A 20,509-nucleotide genomic window follows, 5' to 3' on the forward strand; every position below is an offset into this window, starting at 1 on the left:
AACTTTTGACAAAAAAAGGGGACGTGGAAACCACGCCCCCCTTAAGATAAGCTCGTTTAGGTTATCGAGCAACAATCACAACATGACGATCGGGGTCAGAACCCTCAGAATGCGTGTCGACGGCATCGTTGCCGCGAAGAGCAATATGAACCAGACGGCGCTCGTAGGCATTCATGGGCGGAAGTGAAACGCTTTTATGAGTGCGCACTGCCCGCTCGGCAGCAGACTGAGCCATAGAGGCAACCTTGTCCTGGCGGCGGCTCTTATATCCCTCGACGTCGACGACGACCGGATACCTAAAGCCTAGCTTGCGGCTCACCAACAGCGAGAACATAACCTGAAGGGCATCAAGGGTGCGACCATGACGACCAATAAGGACGGCAAGGTCGGGAGCCGTTACATCAAGAATCAGTTCGCCCTCGTCGCCCTCATACTCATCGATAGGAGAGTTGGCCGCGTCGAAATGCGAAAGGATGGAACGAAGAATAGAAATCGCAACATCGGCAATGGTGTCGAGTTCTTCGTCCGTAAGCTCTTCACCAGCCTTGTAGCGCTGTGCAATCTCGAGATAATCGCCCGCGGCCTGCGGGGCAACCTCCTCAAGCATATCCTCGACGATCTCTTCAGACATAACGTACTCCAAAAGTTAGGTACCTAAATAAGATTACTATACCGCTACTTCTTCTTGTGCGGGCGCGGCTTCTTCTCGCGACGCGTGACCTCAACCTGCAGCGGGGCGTTCTTAAGACGCTCCTCCTCTTCGGCCTTAGCCTTCTCGATAACCTTCTGCGTCACAAAGATCTGCTGGATGACCTGCCAGGCAGAAGACACGTCGTAGTACAAAAGAACACCAACGGGCAGGCTCCAACCCATCCAGAGCATCATGACGGTCATGACGACGGCCATCATGCGCATGCTCTGGGCCTGCTGACCAGTCTGATTGCGCGACATGTACAGCTGCGGAATCAGGGTCAGGACAGCAAACAGAATCAGGCAAACCAGCGCAGGCAGTGCGACCATAAAGCCATCGGCAAAAGAGGCACTCGGCGTGGTAGTCAGATCGGGCAGAATGTTGAAGAACGAGAAGGTGCCCTCGTTAAAGTAATGCGGCAGGTTGCGCAGAAGCGTAAACAGGGCGATGAGGATAGGCATCTGAATCAGAAGCGGCAGGCAGCCGGACAGCGGATTGAACTTGTTCTCGCTGTAGAACTTCTGCATCTCCTCGGCCTGACGTTGGGGATCGTCGGCGTAGCGCTCCTGGATCTCGAGCATCTTGGGCTGCAGCACCTGCATACGGGCCGTCGACTTGGTCGACTTGAGCATGAGCGGCGTCAGCAGCAGACGGACGATGACCACCAGGATAATGATGGACAGGCCCCAGTCGACCGCAAAGGTCTGGATGAGCTTGAGCAGCTCGAAAAGGATGTTAACGATCCAATCCCACATGTAATTTTTCCTCCGATAGCGAGTGCCCGCTAGGGCACAGGGTCATAACCGCCGACGTGCAGGGGATTGCAGCGAGCGATGCGCCTCACGGCAAGCCAGCAGCCTCTACAAACACCGTATTTCTCGATAGCCTGGACGGCGTAATGAGAACACGTTGGATAATAAATGCAGGCGTCAGGCAATAAGGGCGAAATAACCTGTTGATATATGCGAATAGGAGCGATGGCAACACGTCGCAAAACGTGATTGCTCATCGCTCCTCCCCGGCAACGCCGGCGCGTATCACAAGCGAACGCAATGCCTCGTTCATCTCCTCCGGCGACGAGATCCTCGTCTTGGGGGTCGCGAACAAGATGATGTCATAACCCGCAACGGGAAATCCGCAGCTGCGGGCGGCCTCGCGCATCACACGCTTAGAACGGTTGCGCACAACTGCGCAACCGAGTCGTTTAGCACCAACGAAGGCGACCCTTCCAGAGTCGCCTTCGCCAACCGATTCACATATGGTCATTCGAATCAGAGGATGATTGAAACGACGCCCCCGACTGAACACATGCTCGAAATCTTGCCGAGACTTAATAGTCTTCATGCGAGATGTGTGTATCGCTGCTAGACAGTGAGACGCTTGCGGCCCTTGGCGCGGCGACGGGCGAGCACGGCACGACCACCCTTGGTGGCCATACGGGCACGGAAGCCATGGGTCTTGGCACGCTTACGCTTATTAGGCTGATACGTACGCTTCATCTTAAGTTCCTCCTGCTGCATTTCGAGTGTCCGCGAGGGCGCGGACGCAGATATAGACACGTGAGCTTGAAGATTGTAGGGAAATCAATGTTCAAATGTCAAGAAATCAAAGGTAAAAGGTTGCGCAGTTCACACGGTTCCGCCATAAGCCGGATGAGTTTTTGAGTATGAGTTCAACTTTTCACGATATTTCACCGAGTTTTCAACAGGTCATGTTGGCAATGTTGAGAACTTTTCGCCCATTTTCCAAAGTTTTCAACATGTTTTGAAAACTTGTCGAAAGATGAGAAACATTGCGCGGTGAGCTACTATTTATCCGAAACCTTTTGAAAGATTGCGAGCGGCATGTCTGACGACTTTTACACCATGGTCGATTCCGGTGACCCGGCACCCGACAACGAGCACATCAACGGCGTACGCGAAGAGCGCGAAGAGGGCGAGCAGACATCGAAACAGACACCGAAAACCATGTATGCGGCGCGCATCGCCGTCTATGACGACATGCTTTCGACCCCGCGCGTGATCGTCATCGAGCCGCAAGACATCCGCACGTATCTGGAAGAGACGACTAACACCGTCTACCAGTGCATGAAAGAGCAAGGCGGACACATCTCGCTCATGGTTATCCGCGAGATTGTCGAAAACTTTATCCACGCCCACTTTGCCGAGCCCATTATCTCGATCCTGGACGGCGGGGAAACTATCCGCTTTGCCGACCAAGGTCCGGGCATCGACGACAAAGAGCGCGCCTTCGACTTTGGCGTCACCAGCGCAAACAGCAAGATGAAGCGGTATATACGCGGCACCGGGGCAGGTTTTCCCATGGTGCAGGAATACCTGGAAAACGCCGGCGGGGCAGTCTCCATCGAAGATAACATGGGCAACGGCACCGTGGTCACGGTGAGCCTCGACCCCAAGCGCGTGCAGGAAATTGAGCGCGCGGGAGGGCGCGGGGCAGCCGTGCGCCCCGATGCCCAGCAGCAGGAATACCCACTGCCGGGAGCATTTCCGCAGCAAGCAATGATGACTCCGCAGCAAACCATGGCCGCGCCCCCACTGCAACAGCCCATGGTTTCGCAGCAGATGCATCAACCCGGCATGCCGCCCATGCAGGACCCCCAGCCCGCGGGACAGACGACAACTCAAGGCTCGGCGGAGTCCATGGTCCCGGCCGATTTGGATGCAGCCGCGATGCAGCAGGTGGCGGGCATGCAAGGAGCTCGGCAGATGGGCTTCCAACCGTACCCGCAGGCATATCCGGGACAATATATGCCGCAGCAGGGATACCCCCAGCAATATATGCAGCAGTACCCCCAGGGTTATCAGCAGCCGTATCAGCAGATGCCGCAGCCGTACCATCCCTGGGCCCAGCAGATGCCGCCGCAGCCATACCAACAGTGGCCGCAAAGTTTTCAACAGCCGATGCCAACCATGCAGAGTTCTCAACAACCAGCAGCTCAAATGATGTATCCTAATGCGGCGAATCAATACGCACAGCCGCAACCGGACGTATTTGTGAGCGAGCGCGGCAACGCGGCGCTGGGATATCTGGCTCAAAACCAAGAGTGCGGCGCCACCGACCTGGCGCGAGCATTTGGAAACTCCGCACCCACGTGGTCACGCACACTCAATGACTTGGCGCAGGCCGGCTTGGTAATCAAACACGGTCAGAAATACCATCTGACCGAACTCGGCAGCGCTCGCGTGCGTGCCCAAAGTTAAGGAACGGGAGAGACAGTGGACGAGGAAGCAAGCATCATCCTGGAGGATGCCATCGCCTTTTGCCAGCGCGACGGCCAAGATGCACGCCTCATCAACATGTTGGGGCAATCGCGTGCCGTGAGCCTGACCGAGGATACCTTGACCATCGAGGCACCGTCGCGCTTTGCCATTGCGCAGCTCAAAAAGCACCAGCCGACTATCGAGCACTACCTAGAAGAGATTGCCTTTGCGCCGATCGCGCTCAACATCGTGGCACCGCAGGGTCCCACGACAGGCGTCACGGGGGCGGCACCCGTCACTCCCCCTTTGACGACCGCCGCCCCCGTGACGGCCCCGGAGACCAATGCGGGCGATGTTTCCCGTGAAACCATGCCCCACGCAACAGCCGTGCCGATAGCAACCGCGCCCAGCGTTTCACACATGCCCGTCGCGCACGACGCGGCGCCGGGCGAAGAACCGGGCATCGCGATCAAAAACACGCTGTCGGCCGACGATTTCCGCCGCATGATGAATCAGATGAAGGGCGTGACACCCGCCAAGAGCGCAAAACCAGCCTCGACATCGCCTGTGAGCGTGCCTGCGGCTGCGGCGCCGGGCGAGCAGGACGCCGATGGCGCACCCCTCGTAGCCAACTCAAAATTCACCTTCGAAAACTTTGTCTACGGCCCCGAAAACAGCCACGCCTATCGTTCGGCGCTTAAATTCGCCGCACTCGCAGACGAACGCGGTACTTGCACATCCCTGTTCATCTATGGCAAATCGGGCTTAGGCAAGACCCACCTGCTGCTCGCCATCAAAAACGAGCTCGCCGAGAAGTCGCCCGAGATCAAAGTGAAATACGCCAACTCACAGGCATACATCGATGATCTGATGACAGAATTCGACCGCCAAAAGAAGAGTAACGCTCCCATCATGCAGGCATACCACGGCGTGGACGTGCTCATCATCGATGACATCCAAAACATCATCGGCAAGCGCGCGAGCGTAGACTACTTTTTCCAGCTCATGGACGAGTTTATCCGCAACAACAAGAAGGTCGTGATTGCCGCAGACCGTGCGCCCAAGGACCTGAACATGGACGAGCGTCTGACCAGCCGCTTTAACGCTGGCATGCTCTGCTTGGTAGCAGAGCCCAGCTACGAGATGAAGTACAAGATTCTGCAGCGCTATTACGAGAACACGATCGCGGCGGCGCCCGAGGCGGGCGACGACTCGCTGCTGGCGGCCTACGGTGGCGACAGCGGACATCTGACCGACGAGCACTTTAAACATATGGCGGAGGTATCAGGCACCAACATCCGTGAGCTCGAGAGCTTCTGCGAGCGCTGCGCCGGGGAGGCGGGCGACCGCGAGCGCGAGGGTAGCGAGCTGAGCTTCGACGACATCGATGCCATCGCCAGCCAGTACTTCGACACGTCGGCCAAAAAGATCAGCGTGCAGACAGTTCAGTCTGTTATCGAGGAGCAGTACGGCGTGACGCATGAGGAGCTCATTGGTCCGCGCCGCAATGCCAATATCGCCAAGGCGCGCCATATCGCCATCTACCTAGCGATCGAGATGTGCGAGATGACAACCACCGCCGTGGGTGCGGAGTTTGGCAACCGCAACCACTCGACCGTCAGCACGAGCTACAAAAAAGTCCAGAAGATGATCCAGGAAGACCGGACCGTGACCGAGGACCTCAAATCGCTACGAGACAAAATTACACTGCGCTCGTAGGGAAATAGGCACACCTGTTGAAAACTTGTCGAAACCGCGGGCATAAGGTGTCTAAAACCCAGCCCGCTCCGATGAAAAGTTTTGCGCAGGTTTTGAACGTGGAAAACGACCCCTGTTGCACACAGGGAACTGTCGATTCTCTTTTTGGGTTTGACCTGCATGTTTGGGAGTAATCAACAGTTTCGTCAGTACTATTACTATTATTAAGATATTTATATCTATAGAAAGGTATTAAAAGATGAAGTTCACCGTCAGCCAGAGCTCGCTTACGCAAGCAATCGGCGTCGTCATGAAGGGTGTCGCTTCGGCATCCACCCTCCCTATTCTGTCGGGCGTGCTCATCAAGGCACAAGACGGCATCTTGGAATTCCAGACCTCTAACTACACTATCTCGATTCGTCACCGCATCGCGGCACATGTGGAAGAGGAAGGTGAGATGGTAATCCCCTGCAAGATGCTCTCCAACATCACCAAGACCCTTCCCGATGCCCCAGTTACCTTTGAGCTTTCGGAGCGCCAGGTGCTGATCGGTTGCGAGAAGAGTTCCTTCCGCCTGAATACGCTCGATGCCAACGATTTCCCCGAGTTCCCGGCCTATGCCATCGAGAGCGCCGTTGAGCTCCCGACCGACATTCTGTCCGAGATGGTCAGCCGCGTGTGGCGCGTCACCTCGACCGACAAGGCCCGCCCCATCCTGGGCGGTGTGCATATGAGAGTCGAAAACAACACCGTGCGCCTGGTGGCGACCGACTCCTTCCGTCTGGCCGTGTGCGATACGCAGGTGGAGACCTCGACGCTCGAGGGCTCCTTTGAGCTCAACGTGCCGGCCGATGCCTTCAACGACGCCCTGAGCATCATGGCGGGCCAGGCGACCATTATGATCGGTGCCACCGACACCCAGGTTGTCTTTGAAGCCGGCAACACCACCTACGTGTCGCGCCGCATAGAGGGTGTGTATCCCAACTACAAGCAGCTCATCCCCGATTCGTGCGTAACGAGCGTCAAGATCGACGTGGCGGCTTTTAATGCCGCCCTCAAGCGCGTGGCGGTCATCGCGAGCGCCAACCCCGCCGTCAAGTTTGAGATCGATGTCGAGAACGGCCAGATGGGCCTGTCCTCCATCTCCAATGACCAGGATCTGGCGCAGGAGACGATCGATGTCGAGGCCGAGGGCGAGTCGGGCACCATTGCCTTTAACTACCACTACATCTTTGGCTGTCTCAACGCCCTGTCCAAGGAGAAGGAGATCACGCTGGAGCTCAAGAGCTACTCGCAGGCCGGCATCTTTAAGTCCTACGACAAGATCAACTATCTGTACCTGGTCATGCCGGTGCGCATCTAGCGGCGCCCTATGGCCATGTTCGCCCGCGATCTTTCCGTCGCGCGCTACCGCAGCTTCGATAGCTATCGCCTGGAACTGAGCGATGGCGTGACGGTGCTCGCGGGGCCCAACGCGGCGGGAAAGACCAACCTCATAGAGGCGCTGCAGCTGCTAACGAGCGGCGCCTCGTTTAGGCATTCCACTGCCGTCGAGCTTGTGCACGACGGCACGGGTTTGTGCAAGGCCGAGCTTAGGCTCGAGGGCGATGGCCGCGTGCTGGACATGGGCCTATGCGTGGAGGACGGTAAGCGTTCGTTTAGCCGCAACGGCAAGCGATGTGCCGCCTCTGGTGTGCGCGGCGTGCTGCCGAGTGTTTTGTTCTGCCCCGATCATCTGGATATGGTTAAGCGCGGTGCCAGCGTGCGTCGCGCTGCGCTCGACGACTTTGGTGTGCAGCTGAGCGCCCGCTATGCCGATCTGGCAAGCGCCTATGGCCGCTGCGTGACGCAGCGCAACGCCCTGCTCAAAGAGACATGGCGCTGCCGTGAGATGCTCGGTGCGTGGAATGAGTCGATTGCCCGCGCCGGATCGGCCCTGCTGGTGCACCGCTTGGCCCTGCTCGATCGCTTGGACGCCCACGTGCGCAATGCCTACGGGCTGGTTGCGTCCGGGGAGGAGGCCGATGTGGCCTATGCGTCCACGTTGGGAGAGCTGCCCCAGACCGATGACCGCGAGGAGCTGAGGGGCTGGGCATACGAGCGCATGCTCGCGGCGCTCGACGAGCGCGCCGACGAGGAAATCCGCCGCGGCGTGACACTCGTGGGTCCGCACCGCGACGAGATTGAGTTTTCGGTCGCCGGCCGCTCGGCCCGCTCGTTTGCCAGTCAGGGTCAGCAACGTACGTTGGTCCTGGCCTGGAAGGTGGCCGAGGTGGCCGTAGCCCGCGATATTCTGGGTACCGCCCCGCTGCTGCTTTTGGATGACGTGATGAGCGAGCTCGACGGCGATCGCCGCGCCGCTTTTTTGCAGCTGATCGGCGACGACATCCAGACAGTCATAACCACCACCAATTTGGGATACTTTACCGATGAGTTGCTTGATCGAGCCAAGGTGGTGAGCATGGGTGAGGCATGCTAATTACGAGCGTGAGAACGGCACGGCTGCCTTCAGTGACTTTTTGGGTGCCGAGCGCCAGCGCATCTTGGCGTCGGCTACGCCCGAGCGTCGTGCGCAAATGGAGGCCGCCGAGGAATCGCGTGCGGTCTACCGTGCTTGGAACGCGGTGTGCTCGGGCACGCGCGAGGGCCGGCATGTGACGGGGCTGCGTTATCTTCCCGAGTCCAACGAGCTGCTGGTGTATCTCGATTCGCCCTCGTGGACACAGGAGATGACGCTTTTGCGCGAGATAATCCGCGCACGCATGGAGCGTGCCGGCGCGCATGTGGATGGCCTGGTATTTAAGACGACCCGCCCCGGCCACACGCCGCCCGCGGCAAAAGAGCGCCTGCGCCCGGTCGCGCCCGAGCGCCCGCCCGCGCCGCATGCCGATCTGAATGAAGCCGAGCGTGCCGAGATCGAGCGCCAGGTGTCGCCCATCGAAGACCAAAAACTGCGTGAGGCTCTCCAGAACGCCATGAGGGCCAGTGCCGAGTGGGCCAAGGGCGTGCAAAGCAAAAAAGAGTCTTAAATCGCATCTGGTGGCCTTGTATAGGCAAATACCCTCGTCCCCGAGGGTATTTTTTACGATAAAATAGTAAGGCTATACAGATTTTCTTAACCGAAGGAGGACGTGTGGCAAGCGAAAACGATTACGATGGCGGCGAAATTAAGATCCTCGAGGGTCTCGAAGCCGTCCGTAAGCGCCCGGGCATGTATATCGGCTCGACGAGCGCCAGCGGTCTGCACCACCTGGTGTGGGAGATCGTTGACAACTCCGTCGACGAGGCCATGGCCGGTTTCTGCACCGAGATTCAGGTGACGGTCCACGCCGACAACTCCATTACGGTCGTCGATAACGGGCGCGGCATCCCCGTCGACGAGCACCCTGTCAAAAAGATTCCGACGCTCGAAGTCGTCATGACGATCCTTCACGCCGGCGGTAAGTTCGATAACTCGGCCTATAAGGTTTCCGGCGGTCTGCACGGCGTGGGCATCTCCGTTGTCAACGCCCTGTCCAAGCGCGTGGTCGTACAGGTGCGCCGCGACGGCAATATCTACGAGATGGAATTCTCGCGCGGCAAGACCGTCAAGAAGATGGAGGTCGTGGGCACCTCGGATTCGACAGGCACCACCGTCTCCTTCTGGCCCGACGACGAGATCTTCGAGACCTGCGTCTACGATTTCGATACACTGCACAATCGTCTGCAAGAGACGGCGTTTCTCAACAAGAACCTCAAAATCGTGCTGACTGACGAGCGCGAGGCGGCTCCCCGCGTGGAGGAGTTTTGCTACGAGGGCGGCATCATCGACTTCGTCAAGTTCCTCAACGACGGCAAGGACGTCCCCGAGGCCTTTAAGGAGCCCATCTACATTGAGGGCAAATCGGACCCGGATGCGCCCGTGGCCAAGATGGGCGAGGTCGAGGTGTCCCTGCAGTGGAACGCCGGTTATGGCGAGAACGTCATGTCGTTTGCCAACGACATCTACACCCCCGAGGGCGGCATGCACCTTGAGGGCTTCCGCACCGCCCTCACCCGCGTGATTAACGATTACGCCCGCAAGCAGAACCTGCTTAAGGAGAAAGAGGCCAACCTGAGCGGTGACGACGTGCGCGAGGGTCTCTCGGCCGTCATCTCGGTCAAGCTGCCCGATCCGCAGTTTGAGGGCCAGACCAAGGCCAAGCTCGGTAGTTCCTACATGCGCGCGCTTACGCTCAAGATCGTGACCGACGGTCTTGCCGACTACCTCGAGGAGCACCCCAAGCCCGCCCGCGAGATCGTCAAGAAGGCGCAGCAGGCCTGCAAGGCCCGCTGCGCCGCCCGCAAGGCGCGCGAGGCGACCCGTCGCAAGAGCCTGCTCGAGACGGCGTCGCTGCCCGGCAAACTCGCCGACTGCTCGGTGCGCGATGCCGAGCTGACCGAGCTCTTCATCGTAGAGGGCGACTCGGCAGGCGGTTCGGCCAAGGACGGCCGTCGCCGAGACATCCAGGCGATTCTGCCCCTGCGCGGCAAGATTCTGAACGTCGAGCGCGTGGGCGACCATCGTGCGTTCTCGAGCGACACCATCCAGTCGCTGATCACCGCGATCGGTTGCGGCGTCACGACGAGCGCCGGCGACGGCGGCGACTTCGATATCACCAAGGCGCGCTACCACAAGATCATCATCATGACCGATGCAGATGTCGACGGTGCGCATATCCGCATCCTGCTGCTGACGTTCTTCTACAAGTACATGCGTCCGCTGATCGATGCCGGCTATGTCTATGTTGCCTGCCCGCCCATCTTTGGCATTAAGGTGCGCAACAAGATCCACTACGTGTATCCCAACGGCCGACAGCCCGAAGACGAGATCCTGCGTGACACCATTCAGAGCCTGGGCCTGAACCCCGACGACACCGACGAGGACGGCAAGGCCAAGGATGGCAAGATCACCAAGAAGCGCAAGGGCTATACCGTCCAGCGCTACAAGGGCCTGGGTGAGATGGACCCCAAGCAGCTTGCCTCGACGACGATGGACCCCAAGACCCGCATTTTGCAGCGCGTGACGATCGAGGATGCCGTGGTGGCGGACCGTGCCGTACGCGAGCTCATGGGTTCCGAGGTGGGCTATCGCCGCGAGTACATTGAAAAGCATGCGCATGATGCACGCTTCTTAGATGCCTAACCTGTTCGGCTTTCCCAGCCACCGCACCTTCGCCCTCAATCGTCGGTTGCGTATCCAAGTACGCTTCCCTCCTCTTTCGGGCGAATCTGCGGCACCTGGAAAAGCCGTCTCCGTGGTAGGGAACTAATGGACCACGCAAACCATGAGGAGGTAACGTGGCAGACGATATCAACAACAACGAGGGTATGGACGCGGCCGGCGACGCCGGTATGCCCGATGATCTGAAGCGCCTGCTCGCCCGCGCCGAGCAGGGCGAGGATGGCGATCCGGATTCCTACAACCCCGATGTCGAGGATGAAGAGGAAGAGGATGACGACGCCGAGCTCGAGGAGAGCTTTGGCGCGGTCGATCGCGGTGCCTCGGCCGGCGAGGACATCAACGGCGGCCAGCTCCAGATTTCGGAGTTTGGCCGCGAGATGAAGCAGTCGTTTATCGAATACTCGATGTCGGTCATTACGGCACGCGCCCTGCCGGACGTGCGCGACGGCTTAAAGCCGGTGCACCGCCGCATCCTGTACGCCATGAACGAGAGCGGCATCTACCCCAACCGCCCGCACAAGAAGTCGGCCTGGACGGTCGGCGAAGTTATCGGTAAGTACCACCCCCACGGCGACTCCGCGGTCTATGAGACCATGGTTCGTCTGGCGCAGTGGTTCTCCATGCGCACGCCGCTTATCGACGGCCACGGCAACTTTGGCAACATCGACGGCGACGGTGCCGCAGCTATGCGTTACACCGAGAGCCGTCTGGCAAAGCCCGCCATGGAACTGCTCCGCGACCTGCAGAAGGATACCGTCGACTGGCAGCCCAACTACGACGAGTCGCTCGCCGAGCCCGTGGTACTGCCCGCACGCTTCCCCAACCTGCTGGTTAACGGCAGCCAAGGCATCGCTGTAGGCATGGCCACCAATATCGCCCCGCATAATCTCACCGAGGCGATCGAGGCCACCTGCTACCTGATCGACAACCCCGACGCCACCGTCGACGAGCTCATGCAGATTATGCCCGGCCCGGACTTTCCCACTGGTGCCATCATCATGGGTAGCGCCGGCATTAGGCAGAGCTACGAGACCGGCCGCGGTTCCATCACCGTGCGTGCCAAGGCCCATGTGGAGTCCACCAAGACCGGCCGCAGCCGCCTGGTCTTTACCGAGATTCCCTACATGGTCAACAAGGGCACCCTGCAGGAGAAAATCGCCCAGCTCGTAAACGACAAGCGCATCGAGGGCATCTCGGATATGCGCGACGAGTCCAACCAAAAGGGCATCCGTCTGGTCATTGAGCTCAAGAAGGGCGTTATCCCGCAGGTCGTACTTAACAACCTGTATAAGTACACCTCGCTGCAGACCACCTTTGGTGCCAACAATCTGGCGCTCGTCAATGGCGTTCCTAAATGCCTGAGCCTGCGCGAGATGCTGCAGCACTACATCGACCACCAGGTTGACGTAGTCACCCGCCGCACCCACTTTGACCTTAAAAAGGCCAAGGCCCGTGCACATATCCTTGAGGGCTACCTTATGGCCCTCGACCATATCGACGAGGTCATTAGCATCATCCGCTCCTCGCAGACCGATGCCGAGGCCAGTAGCCGCCTGATCGAGCGTTTTGGCTTTACGCCCGAGCAGACCACGGCCATCCTCGAGATGAAGCTGCGTCGCCTGACCGGCCTGGAGCGCGACAAGATCCAGGAAGAGCTGGACGGCCTGCGCCGTGCTATCGCCTACTACGAGGACCTGCTGACGCACGAGGAGAAGATTCTGGGCGTCATCAAGGAAGAGATGCGCGAGATCTCCAAGAAGTTTGGCGACAAGCGCCGTACCGAGATCAGCCAGGTCGAGAAGGATCTGGACGTCGAGGACCTCATCGCCGACGAGGACATGGTCGTGACCATCACCCACACCGGCTATGTGAAGCGTATCCCGGTGGCCGCTTACCGCGCCCAGAAGCGCGGCGGCAAGGGCGTGTCGGGCGTCAACCTTAAAGAGGACGACGTTATCGACGAGATGTTTATCGCGTCCACCCACGAGTATGTGCTGTTCTTCTCGAGCAAGGGCAAGGTCTACCGTCTGAAGGTGCACGAGCTGCCGGTTGGTACGCGCCAGGCGCGCGGCACCGCAATCGTCAACCTGCTTCCCTTTGAGGAAGGCGAGAAGATCGCGAGCGTCATTAGCTGTCGTGAGTTCCCCGCCGATGAGTACCTGATGTTTGCCACCAAGAACGGCATGGTCAAGAAGACCGTGATGAGCGCCTATGATCGCAGCCGCCGCGATGGCCTCATCGCCATCAACCTGAGGGACGACGACGCGCTGCTCGCCGTGCGCCGCGTGCGCGAGGGCGACAAGATCATCATGGCCACCACTGCGGGCAAGGCGATCATGTTCCCCGAGGACCAGGTTCGCGCTACCGGCCGCGACACCAGCGGTGTCCGCGGCATTGGCATGAAGGACGGCGTGAGTGTCCTGGGCATGGAGGTCACCAACGGCGAGGGCGACCTGTTTGTCATTACCGAGTGCGGCTACGGCAAGCGCACGCCGGTCTCGGATTATCCGGAGCAAAACCGCGGCGGCCAGGGGGTCTACACCATCCAAATGACCGAGCGCAAGGGCAACCTTGCGGCCATGAAGGCGGTCGGCCCGCAGCACGAGCTGTTTATCGTGACGGAGGGCGCGACGGTCATTCGCGTCAAGACCGACGAGATCAGCCAGACCGGTCGAACCACGCAGGGTGTCAAGATGATGACCGTAAGCGATGACGACCGCGTGTGCGCCGTTGCCCGCATGACGGCCGCCGAAGAGAAGCCCGAGGGCGAAAGTGCCGAGACCGCAGACGTCACCGAAGAGGCCCCAGTCGACCCAGGCGACGGCAACGACATGCCAGAAGATCTCCTAGACGAGTAAGAGGCCCTAGCTGGTAAAAATCATCAGACCCCATATATCGGCGGTCGGCGCACTGCGCGCCGACCGCTTTTTTGACAATCTTTGAACCCCACGCCGGGCAGCCGGGGCCGACACCCTTCAAAGATTTTCAAAAAAGTTGTTGACGCGTGCGTAATGACTCGTCTAATATATCCCTTGCGCGATGGACCTGTAGCTCAGTTGGTTAGAGCGTCCGGCTGATAACCGGGAGGTCACAAGTTCGAATCTTGTCAGGTCCACCACTTTCTTTCGCAATAAACACCCCAGCGAGAGCCGAGTCGCCGCTGGGGTGTTTATTACTGTCTCCGTGGGGGTTTAGCTCAGCTGGGAGAGCGCGGGCTTTGCAAGCCTGAGGTCAGGGGTTCGATCCCCCTAACCTCCACCATGATGGACCTGTAGCTCAGTTGGTTAGAGCGTCCGGCTGATAACCGGGAGGTCACAAGTTCGAATCTTGTCAGGTCCACCATCAAAACGTTAAGAGCCCTGGGGTATTGCCTCGGGGCTTTTTTCTAATCCAACAAAAGTAGTCAAAATAGCCCCGTCCCAAATTAACTACTTTGATTTTGTGTGCGGTGCGAAAGTTTGGGTAGTATAGCTATTCAATGCGGCGGAGCTGCCGCGCATGCCAATCACAACGTACCGGAGGTGTTCCATGGTTCGTGTCGACATAGAGACCATCGTCATGGCCGCCGGTCCCGTGCCATCGCTGATCGTCTTGCGCGAGCGTTGCCGTAAGTCGGATTCGTCCGCGCCGCTGCGCTCTCTTTCCATCCAGACCGGTTCCTACGAGGCGGCGGCCATCAGCCGCGGTATCGATACCGGCCGCACCGATCGCCCCATCACCCACGATCTTTTGCTCGATACCATCGAAGTGGTGGGAGCGAAGATCGAGCGTATCGAGATCGTGCGCGCCGAGCCGCCGGTGTTCTACGCGACGGTCGTCGTGCACACCGATAGGGGCGAGCGTATGCTTGACGCACGACCGAGCGACGCTATCGCCCTTGCCGTGCGCAGCAATGCCCCCATGTTTGTGGAGGACGACATCATGAATCGCTTGGGCACCGTCTCTCCGCTTGCCGACGAGGTTGACGACGAGAGTGAGTTCGAGAAGTTTGACGAGTTTGTCCACACCCTCTCGCCCGATGATTTCTAAATGTCGGTTGAGCACGATGCACGGCGAGCGCTGATGGGTGCCAGTGTGTCGACCGAAGCAGCCGCTATCGCGCGTGAGGCCCATATGCGCGCCGAGGCATTTGAGGCCGCGCGCATTGCGTATGTGACGCAGGCTCGCACTCTTCGCGAGCGCCGTGACTCCTATATCAAGATGGTTGTTGTCTCCGCGCTTGCCGCGGTAATCTTGTCGCGGCTTCGTGGTACAGTTGGTGCGCTTGGGTTTTCGATTTCGACGGGCCTGGTGATCTGGGGCGTGGTCGATGCGGTAATGCTGACCAACCAGATCAAGGTGCTCGACAAGCGCGCGGCGGATATGGTTCGCGCCCGTGACGCTGCCGCCAGAATCGCGGCCGAGGCACAGGAGTTATAACGACGCCGAATGCGATGGGAAGGTCAAAAGATGGCACAGGATATGCAGGACGCCGGTAACGTCTCCGCCGAGCTCGACGCCATGGTGTGCGATCTGATCGGTGCGTTTTTGGACGACCTTGCCGCCGGTGAAAACCCGGGCGTTGTCGTGGCGATCGAGGATGCCGCCTCCAACCGCTATCTTGCGGCTCTCGACGAGGACGGTGAGGAAGCATGCCTGGAGGCTGCCACCAACTTTATCTCCGAGCACAAGATGGGTCTCAAGGACGAAGGCCTGGGCCGCATCGCCCGCTATGCCATCGGCTACACCGGCTGTGTGGAGATCGAGGGCGGATATCACGACGCTTTGCTCGTTAGCTTCTTCGAGACCACGCTCGAGAGCGGTTTTTCGGCATATGTGCTGTACGAGGGCATGGGCGCCGGCGATGGTTTTATGTGGAGCGACCCTGAACCTGCAGGTGAGGAAACCCCTCTCATCTAGAATCGCTAAAATAAACGAGTTTTCGGTAAAAGGCTCAATATTCCCGCCGAGCGTTGTGTTGCTGGACGGGTCGCATACGCGTGCCGTTTGTATATAGATAGAAGATAGGGGAACTACATGCGCGTAGACAATCTGAGGAACATCGCCATTATCGCCCACGTCGACCACGGTAAGACGACGATGGTCGACAAGCTCCTGCGTGCCACGGACGCCTTCCGTGCCAACCAGCAGGTCGAGGATCGCGTCCTGGACTCCAACGACCAGGAGCGCGAGCGCGGCATCACGATTCTCGCCAAGAACATCTCTATCGAGTACAAGGACGTTAAGATCAACGTCATCGACACCCCGGGCCACGCCGACTTTGGTGGTGAGGTCGAGCGCGTGCTGCGCATGGCCGACGGTGCCCTGCTGCTGGTCGACGCCTTTGAGGGCCCCATGCCCCAGACCCGCTTTGTCCTACGCCACGCCATCGACACCGGCCTTAAGATCATGATCGTCATCAACAAGATCGACCGTCCGGGCGCCAACCCCGAGAAAGCCTACAACGACTGTCTGGACCTTATGGCCGACCTGGGCGCCACCGACGACCAGCTCGAGTTTGCCATGGAGCACGTGGTCTATGCCAGCGCCATGAATGGCTTTGCCCGCCTTGACCCCAACGACGGCAACATGGACATGTACCCGCTGCTCGACATGATCATCGACGACATGCCCGCGCCCGAGGTTGACGAGACCGCGCCGCTCGCTATGCAGTGCGTGACCATCGACCACTCCAACTTTGTCGGCCGCATCGGCATTGGCCGTGTGTACTCCGGCAGCATTCGCCAGGGCGATCAGATCCTGGTCGTCAAGAACGACGGTTCCAGCGCCACCGCTACCGTCAAGCAGCTCTTTACCTTCGACTACCTGGGCCGCACCGAGTGCCAGGAAGTCGGCGCCGGCGACATTGCCGCCGTCGTGGGTATCGAGCGCACCGACATCGGCGATGTCTACACCGATCCCGAGAACCCCGTCGAGCTCGAGCCTATCGAGATCGATCCGCCGACCCTGTCCATCGTCTTTGAGGCCTCGACCTCTCCGCTCGTCGGCCGCGATGGCGACATTGTGGGCGCTCGTCAGCTCAAGGAGCGCCTGTTCAACGAGGCCGAGAACAATGTGACCATGAAGATTGAGGAGCTCGAGGACAAGAGCGGCGTCGAGGTCTCGGGCCGCGGCATTCTGCACCTGTCCGTCCTGATGGAGTCCATGCGTCGCGAGGGCTTTGAGTTCCAGGTCGGCCGTCCCCGCGTTCTGTTTAAGAAGGATGAGAACGGCAACAAGATGGAGCCCGTCGAGCAGGCCGTCGTCGAGTGCCCGGACGAGTACTCGGGCAAGGTCGTCGAGGTCTTTGGCACCTCTGGCGGCATTATGACCAGCATGGACACCTCGGGCATCGTGACGCACCTTGAGTTTAAGATCCCGACCCGCGGCATCATGGGCCTTAAGAACCGCATCATGAACGTCACTCACGGCGAGGGCGTGTTCTATCACACCTTCCTGGAGTACGGTCCTTACGCCGGCGAGATCGGCAACCGTCAGAACGGCGCCATGATCTCCATGACCACCGAGAAAGCCGTTGCCTACGCCCTGGGCACGCTGCAGGAGCGCGGCCAGCTGTTTGTTGAGCCGGGTGTCGAGTGCTACGAGGGCATGATCGTGGGTGAGCGCAGCAAGGCCGGCGACATGGTCGTCAACATCGCCCGTACCAAGAACCTAGGCAACCAGCGTTCCTCGACCTCCGATATCTCCGTGCAGCTGGTGCCGCCTCGCACCTTCTCGCTGGAGGAGGCACTGGAGTACATCGCCGATGACGAACTGGTGGAGATCACCCCCAAGAACATCCGTCTGCGCAAGCGTCTGCTCAACGCCACCGATCGCAAGAAGGCTGCCGTTCGCGCCGGTCAGGTCAACAAATAAGCGCTGAGCTCTGTAGCATTCACAAGAAAGGGCGTCGACCATCGCGGCCGGCGCCCTTTTTGTACCACCACAAAGAGGAAGGACACCTTTGCGGTGGTTGGCGGTTAGGCGGAGGGAAGGCCCGGGGTGTTGGGGGCCTTTTGCGGTTTGACGTGGGCGCTGCGCCAGATGATCTGAATGAGATAGCCCAGCATAAAGACGAAGGCTACGCCGCTGATAAAGTTGCCCATAAGGGGAAGTGCCGTAAGGGCGCCGGCGATGGCGCCGCCCACGGCGGCCATGGCGTAGCGGTTCTGGCTGTGCCCGACCATGCGTGCGACCGCGGTGCCCGCAAAGGCCGCCGAGACCAGGGCGATGCCGATGACGCCGCACATCAGGGCTCCGGCGAGCGACAGGCCGGCAATCGAGATGATGAGCAGCAAGATGGCGGGAACGGCGGCTACCGTGCCCAAAAGACCGCTCACCCACAGCGGGGCGGGGTGCTGGTGAAGCATGCCGGCCGCGCTGGCTGTTGCACGCGGAAAGACAAGCTCAAGGAGAATCGCGACAAAGCAGGTGGAAAGAGCTGCGGCAACGATGCCGCCGATGACGTCGTTGATGGTGGAGGTATCCTCGTTCTCGGTGCGGTCGATCTTGAGGGCTCCCACTTTGGCGCCGTCGGCGCGTTCGGGATCCTGTGAGACATGAGCGTTTACGGTACCGGTAATGTTGGCGTTTTTGCCGAGCACCAGCTTGTCGGCCCAGACCTCAACATCGCCATCGACAGTGCCGTCGATGGTTACCGTACTGCCCGCGAGCGCTGCCGACTTGGCGGAGCCGCGCAGGGCAACCGTCTCACCTGCGGCATAGAAGCAATTGGCGGTACTGCCGGAGTTAAGTACGACGTGCTGAGCGGCAACTGTCACGCTTCCATCAATGGTGGTCTTGGCGATATCGATGGTGCGCGCCGCCAGGCGAACGGCGCCGCCTACGGTGCAGTCGCGAATCGACAGGCTTTCGCCGGCGGCGATGATATCGCGGTCGATGGACGCGTCGTCCAGGCTAAGGCTTTGACCGGCCCAGTACAGATCGCCCCCGACGCCGGATGGACTGGAATCCCCGTCGGACACGAAAACATTACCCGCGGTGTCGGTGCCGGCGAATGCCATGGAAGGCAGCGCGGTAAACGCCAGCGCGATAAGCGCGAAGGCCATAATGAGGTGTCCGCGCATGTTGTGACGTTGCGCCGCCGCGGGTTGGTTGTGAGGCATGGTGAATCCTTTGCTTGGTGATTTGCATACGCCCAATATGGTACCCATTGCGCCTTCGCTCTAAAAGAAACTCGCGGTTGCAGTATTCTGCATGGGCAATTGCCTACGTAAGGTGTCGTGGGATATCGGGCCTGCGGCCGGTTGTGGATAGGCTGTCACCTTGCGATAGGCCGGGCCGTGCTATCTATTTTTTACGATGTAGAAAACGCGCGATATCGTCCTCGGTGGGGCTTTTGATGTCAAAGCGCAGCGAGAGCCAGCGCAGGCCCATGGTCACTACGACGCAAACGACCAGCGCGACGACTTTGCTGACCAGGCCGCTCATGACAAGGCAAACATAGCTTGCCGATCCAGCGATAGCCGCGATGGCATAGAAGTTGGTGCGCTGGAAAATACCCGGCACCACACCCATAAAACCATCGCGCAGCATGCCGCCGCCTACCGCGGTGAAAAAGCCCATCATGATGCACACGACCGGTGCAAATCCGTACACGAGCGCCTTATCTGCGCCGGTTGCCGCATAAATACCCACCGAGATGATGTCGAGCAGGGGGATGAGCTTGTCGGGCTTGTCGACGATGGCAGGGAAGATGTAGATGATGGCCGCCGTGGCGATGGACAGCGGAAGCGCCATGGGCTGGTTAAGGATGTAGACGTTGCCCACCTGGAGCGTCATATCGCGCAAAAGACCGCCGCCCAGACCGCAGACCACGGCGAGCGCGACAGCGCCCACCAGATCGAGTTTGTGCTCGCGCGCAACCAGTACACCCGAAATCGACGCCGCGACGACAGCGAACATCTCGAGCCAAAACGGGATGGCAACCATGGCATCCGAGGCGTGTGCGGTAACGATTACAGTGGCGATGACGGGCAAGGTGGGTTCCTTTGGGTAGTTGGATTGGAAAACGCCCGTACATAGTACATGGTTGTGGGAGGTCGTGACCCCATTGCTCGGTAAACGGTCGGGACTGGGCGCGGTCACAGGTTCCAAACATGTACATCAGCCTCCAAAAACGACATTTTTTGACATCTTTGGAGGGCGATGTACATGTTTGGAGATCTGGGTTGGTGTTGAACGCCCTGGCGGGTTCGAACCCCTCCTCCGCCGTATTTGTTTGTAAGGGACTCAAAACAAAAAAGCTCCCTTTGTTGGGAGCTTTCTCAACCAAAATGGCGGAGGAGGAGGGATTCGAACCCTCGTGACCTTATACAGGCCAAACGGTTTTCGAGACCGCCGCATTCAACCACTCTGCCACCCCTCCGCGTGGGGTAAAAACAAAGCAGGCACAAAGGCCTGCTTTGGAATTAACTGGCGGAGAGTCAGGGATTTGAACCCTGGAGACGCTTTTGACGCCTACACGATTTCCAATCGTGCTCCTTCGGCCACTCGGACAACTCTCCGTTAAATGCGAAAGTCAGTATACACGAGGAATCGCAAAGTGCAAACCAAAAACTTGGCATTTTTTAAATTGCATCGCTCCCCTTGATTATCAACTTTATCCGAACACCTCCCACATTCATCCGTACATGTGCGGATGAATGTGGGAACCCGATACCCTGAGGGCCGGATCGGCCGGCCCCGGGAGATCGG

Annotated in this window: 18 protein-coding genes and 5 tRNA genes; 14 read left to right on the forward strand and 9 right to left on the reverse strand. The window is 59.2% G+C overall.

Annotation, left to right across the window (positions count from 1 at the left end):
• Nucleotides 1-61: 61 nt before the first annotated feature.
• From ACTQXO_RS07345 to rpmH, 5 genes are read right to left on the reverse strand one after another with little or no spacing between them, the layout of a single operon-like run.
• Nucleotides 62-631 (reverse strand): Jag family protein, encoded by a 570-nt coding sequence (locus ACTQXO_RS07345; RefSeq protein ID WP_154516793.1) that lies wholly within the window; start codon nucleotides 629-631, stop codon nucleotides 62-64.
• A gap of 44 nt (nucleotides 632-675) precedes the next feature.
• Complete coding sequence (locus ACTQXO_RS07350) at nucleotides 676-1,446, reverse strand: YidC/Oxa1 family membrane protein insertase (RefSeq protein WP_427717906.1); 771 nt, start codon at nucleotides 1,444-1,446, stop codon at nucleotides 676-678.
• A 29-nt stretch (nucleotides 1,447-1,475) separates the two neighbouring features.
• A complete protein-coding gene (yidD, locus tag ACTQXO_RS07355; protein WP_154516787.1) occupies nucleotides 1,476-1,700 on the reverse strand; it encodes a membrane protein insertion efficiency factor YidD in 225 nt (74 codons plus the stop codon).
• A complete protein-coding gene (gene rnpA, locus ACTQXO_RS07360; protein WP_441032629.1) occupies nucleotides 1,697-2,035 on the reverse strand; it encodes a ribonuclease P protein component in 339 nt (112 codons plus the stop codon). Before rnpA ends, yidD begins: the two co-directional genes overlap by 4 nt.
• A 20-nt stretch (nucleotides 2,036-2,055) precedes the next feature.
• Nucleotides 2,056-2,190 carry a 50S ribosomal protein L34 gene (rpmH, locus tag ACTQXO_RS07365; protein ID WP_019127408.1) on the reverse strand — a complete coding sequence of 45 codons (135 nt, stop codon included), beginning with the start codon at nucleotides 2,188-2,190 and terminating at the stop codon, nucleotides 2,056-2,058.
• A gap of 345 nt (nucleotides 2,191-2,535) precedes the next feature.
• On the opposite strand from rpmH, the gene ACTQXO_RS07370 reads away from it, so the two are divergent.
• The 14 genes from ACTQXO_RS07370 to typA all read left to right on the forward strand — a co-directional run bounded on the left by ACTQXO_RS07370 (nucleotide 2,536) and on the right by typA (nucleotide 17,668).
• The gene (locus ACTQXO_RS07370; protein ID WP_441545590.1) at nucleotides 2,536-3,912 is read left to right on the forward strand and encodes an ATP-binding protein; all 1,377 of its coding nucleotides are present in this window, start codon (nucleotides 2,536-2,538) and stop codon (nucleotides 3,910-3,912) included.
• 15 nt (nucleotides 3,913-3,927) lie between these two features.
• Nucleotides 3,928-5,631 (forward strand): DnaA ATPase domain-containing protein, encoded by a 1,704-nt coding sequence (locus tag ACTQXO_RS07375; RefSeq protein ID WP_441032636.1) that lies wholly within the window; start codon nucleotides 3,928-3,930, stop codon nucleotides 5,629-5,631.
• A gap of 238 nt (nucleotides 5,632-5,869) precedes the next feature.
• Nucleotides 5,870-6,973, forward strand: coding sequence for a DNA polymerase III subunit beta (gene dnaN, locus ACTQXO_RS07380; protein WP_427795619.1), 1,104 nt, complete (start codon nucleotides 5,870-5,872; stop codon nucleotides 6,971-6,973).
• Nucleotides 6,974-6,982: 9 nt separating this feature from the next.
• A complete protein-coding gene (gene recF, locus ACTQXO_RS07385; protein ID WP_441032640.1) occupies nucleotides 6,983-8,089 on the forward strand; it encodes a DNA replication/repair protein RecF in 1,107 nt (368 codons plus the stop codon).
• On the forward strand, nucleotides 8,076-8,639 hold the full coding sequence (locus tag ACTQXO_RS07390; RefSeq protein WP_427729032.1) for a DciA family protein: 564 nt from the start codon (nucleotides 8,076-8,078) through the stop codon (nucleotides 8,637-8,639). Before recF ends, ACTQXO_RS07390 begins: the two co-directional genes overlap by 14 nt.
• 104 nt (nucleotides 8,640-8,743) lie before the next feature.
• Nucleotides 8,744-10,774, forward strand: a complete 2,031-nt coding sequence (gene gyrB, locus ACTQXO_RS07395) for a DNA topoisomerase (ATP-hydrolyzing) subunit B (protein WP_441032644.1) — start codon at nucleotides 8,744-8,746, stop codon at nucleotides 10,772-10,774.
• A 185-nt stretch (nucleotides 10,775-10,959) separates the two neighbouring features.
• The gene (gene gyrA, locus ACTQXO_RS07400; protein ID WP_441032659.1) at nucleotides 10,960-13,671 is read left to right on the forward strand and encodes a DNA gyrase subunit A; all 2,712 of its coding nucleotides are present in this window, start codon (nucleotides 10,960-10,962) and stop codon (nucleotides 13,669-13,671) included.
• A gap of 183 nt (nucleotides 13,672-13,854) precedes the next feature.
• Nucleotides 13,855-13,931 (forward strand) — tRNA-Ile (locus ACTQXO_RS07405).
• Nucleotides 13,932-13,998: 67 nt separating this feature from the next.
• Nucleotides 13,999-14,074: transfer RNA gene (locus ACTQXO_RS07410), tRNA-Ala, on the forward strand.
• A gap of 4 nt (nucleotides 14,075-14,078) precedes the next feature.
• Nucleotides 14,079-14,155: transfer RNA gene (locus ACTQXO_RS07415), tRNA-Ile, on the forward strand.
• Between the two features lie 186 nt (nucleotides 14,156-14,341).
• A complete protein-coding gene (locus ACTQXO_RS07420; RefSeq protein WP_427748159.1) occupies nucleotides 14,342-14,842 on the forward strand; it encodes a bifunctional nuclease family protein in 501 nt (166 codons plus the stop codon).
• Nucleotides 14,843-15,232, forward strand: coding sequence for a hypothetical protein (locus tag ACTQXO_RS07425; protein ID WP_441032647.1), 390 nt, complete (start codon nucleotides 14,843-14,845; stop codon nucleotides 15,230-15,232).
• Nucleotides 15,233-15,262: 30 nt separating this feature from the next.
• Nucleotides 15,263-15,712, forward strand: coding sequence for a hypothetical protein (locus tag ACTQXO_RS07430; protein WP_154516767.1), 450 nt, complete (start codon nucleotides 15,263-15,265; stop codon nucleotides 15,710-15,712).
• Between the two features lie 117 nt (nucleotides 15,713-15,829).
• Nucleotides 15,830-17,668 (forward strand): translational GTPase TypA, encoded by a 1,839-nt coding sequence (typA, locus tag ACTQXO_RS07435; protein ID WP_441032650.1) that lies wholly within the window; start codon nucleotides 15,830-15,832, stop codon nucleotides 17,666-17,668.
• Nucleotides 17,669-17,772: 104 nt separating this feature from the next.
• On the opposite strand, the gene ACTQXO_RS07440 is transcribed toward typA, so the two are convergent.
• The 4 genes from ACTQXO_RS07440 to ACTQXO_RS07455 all read right to left on the reverse strand — a co-directional run bounded on the left by ACTQXO_RS07440 (nucleotide 17,773) and on the right by ACTQXO_RS07455 (nucleotide 20,319).
• On the reverse strand, nucleotides 17,773-18,918 hold the full coding sequence (locus tag ACTQXO_RS07440; protein WP_441032653.1) for a polymer-forming cytoskeletal protein: 1,146 nt from the start codon (nucleotides 18,916-18,918) through the stop codon (nucleotides 17,773-17,775).
• Nucleotides 18,919-19,102: 184 nt separating this feature from the next.
• Nucleotides 19,103-19,792, reverse strand: coding sequence for a trimeric intracellular cation channel family protein (locus ACTQXO_RS07445; protein WP_441032656.1), 690 nt, complete (start codon nucleotides 19,790-19,792; stop codon nucleotides 19,103-19,105).
• A gap of 297 nt (nucleotides 19,793-20,089) precedes the next feature.
• A tRNA-Ser gene (locus ACTQXO_RS07450) sits at nucleotides 20,090-20,180 on the reverse strand.
• A 48-nt stretch (nucleotides 20,181-20,228) separates the two neighbouring features.
• Nucleotides 20,229-20,319: transfer RNA gene (locus ACTQXO_RS07455), tRNA-Ser, on the reverse strand.
• Nucleotides 20,320-20,509 lie beyond the last annotated feature (190 nt).

Source organism: Collinsella sp. LCP19S3_D5, assembly GCF_052121415.1.
Taxonomy (GTDB): domain Bacteria; phylum Actinomycetota; class Coriobacteriia; order Coriobacteriales; family Coriobacteriaceae; genus Collinsella.